The 1,836-nt window shown below is 63.7% G+C and carries 3 protein-coding genes and 1 pseudogene; all 4 read right to left on the minus strand.

Annotation, left to right across the window (positions count from 1 at the left end):
* A partial coding sequence (locus tag NZ849_RS04180) for an ATP-binding cassette domain-containing protein (protein WP_295404530.1) occupies positions 1-1,030 on the minus strand: 1,030 nt, incomplete at its 3' end.
* Positions 1,031-1,044: 14 nt separating this feature from the next.
* Positions 1,045-1,296, minus strand: coding sequence for a flavodoxin domain-containing protein (locus NZ849_RS12085; RefSeq protein WP_367182947.1), 252 nt, complete (start codon positions 1,294-1,296; stop codon positions 1,045-1,047).
* Positions 1,297-1,326: 30 nt separating this feature from the next.
* On the minus strand, positions 1,327-1,533 hold the full coding sequence (locus NZ849_RS04185; protein WP_295404532.1) for a hypothetical protein: 207 nt from the start codon (positions 1,531-1,533) through the stop codon (positions 1,327-1,329).
* An 8-nt stretch (positions 1,534-1,541) separates the two neighbouring features.
* Positions 1,542-1,836, minus strand: a pseudogene (locus NZ849_RS04190) (ABC transporter substrate-binding protein); the annotation flags it as partial.

The raw sequence follows: 1,836 nt of genomic DNA on the forward strand, positions 1-1,836 counted from the left end.
GCAGCAGGCTGCGGCCCAGGGTGGTTTTGCCCGAGCCGGACTCCCCCACCAGCCCCAGCACCTCGCCCTTGTAAACCTCGAGGGAAACGTCGTCCACTGCTTTGACGTGCCCCACTACCCGCGAAAGCACCCCTGCCCGCAAGGGAAACCAGACCCGCAGGTTCTCCAGCCTCACCAATACCGGCGGGGTAGCCTGCTCGGGCGGGGCGGGTTTTTCCTGGTCTATGCGCGGCACCGCGGCGAGCAGGCGCTGGGTGTACTCCTCCTTTGGGGACTTGAAGAGGGTATTCGTGTCGGCCTCTTCCACCTTTAGCCCGTGCTGCATGACCACTACCCGGTCGGCCATCTCGGCCACTACCCCCAGGTCGTGAATGATGAAGAGCACCGCGGTGCCGATCTCGGCCTGGAGCTTTTTCATCAGGTCCAGAATCTGGGCCTGGATAATAACGTCCAGTGCAGTGGTTGGCTCATCGGCAATCAGAAGCGCGGGATGGCAGGAGAGGGCCATGGCGATCATCACCCGCTGGCGCATCCCCCCCGACATCTGGTGGGGGTAGTCGTCCACCCGCTTGTGGGGGTTGGGAATTTCCACCAGGTTGAGCATCTCGATGGCCAGTTGGCGGGCTTCTTTCCTGTTCTTGCCCTGGTGCAGCACGATGGCCTCGGCAATCTGGTCGCCCACGGTGTAAACCGGGTTCAGGGAGGTCATGGGCTCCTGGAAGATCATGGCCATGTCGTTGCCGCGAATCCGGCGCATGGTGGCCTCTTCGGCCTTCAGGAGGTCAAGCACTTCCCCGCTTTTGCGGCGAAAAAGGGCTTGTCCGCCCACGATGCGCGCAGCAGGTTTGGGCAAAAGCCGCATCAGGGCCAGAGCGCTCACCGACTTTCCCGAGCCCGACTCCCCCACGATGGCTAAGGTCTCGCCCTTCTCCAGGTGGAAGGAAAGCCCCTTCACCGCTTCCACCACTCCATCGTCGGTGTGGAAGCTCACCGCCAGGTCTCGCACTTCCAGCAAACGGTTTTCCTGCATCTAGGCTCCTTTCTTTACAAGCACCCTGATGGTCGCACCTTTGGCTTCAGGCTGACCGCCAGCGCCATGGCCCAGTCGTCAAGTTCCTCCCAGCTCTCCACCGGCCAGGCCAGCTCGAGCCGGCACTGCAAGGGCCGCGCTCCCAACCGGCCCAAAAGCTGGGTGTAGATGCTTCCGGCCTTGCAGAAGTAGGGCCCGTAGGCCCGCTCCCCCAGGGCACAGACCGCGTAGCGCAGCCGGGAGAGGTCGGGCTGGGCGGCCTCCAGACGCTGGTAGAGCCAGGCTGCCCCCTGCGGCTATAGGTCGGCAGGCTCTTTGGGGCGCGGAATCCAGCGCCAGGTTGACAAGCAAAAAAGGGTACACTCCTCGCGGGTTAGCTCCGCAGGGCGCACCTCCTCGGCAAGGCGCAGCCGGGTGGAATAGCCCCAGCGGTTCAGGTGGCCCTGAAGCCGCTCCGCCGCCTCGAGGGTGGTCAGGGTTTGAGTTCCTACCACAATCCACACCTTGCCCCCTACTTTTGCGCTCCGGTCTCTAAAAGCCGGAGTATGCCCTCGATGCGGCGCAGGTCGGTGATGGGCCCCGACTGGGGCTCCTGCACGTCGAGCAAGAAGCGGTAAATGGGTACTTTGCTCTGCTTGAGCATCCGCTCGCTGGTCAGCTCGGGGTAGCGACCATCAGGGCTTTTAGGCCGCAGGTAGAGGGCCCAGTCGCTTTGCACGTTGAGCAGCATCTCGGTCGAGATAGGGGCGTAGGAGCGGTCAGGGATCGAGACCCCGGAGATGCCCGCCAGCTCAAACCCCAGCCGG

This window comes from Meiothermus sp., assembly GCF_025060375.1.
Lineage (GTDB): Bacteria > Deinococcota > Deinococci > Deinococcales > Thermaceae > Meiothermus.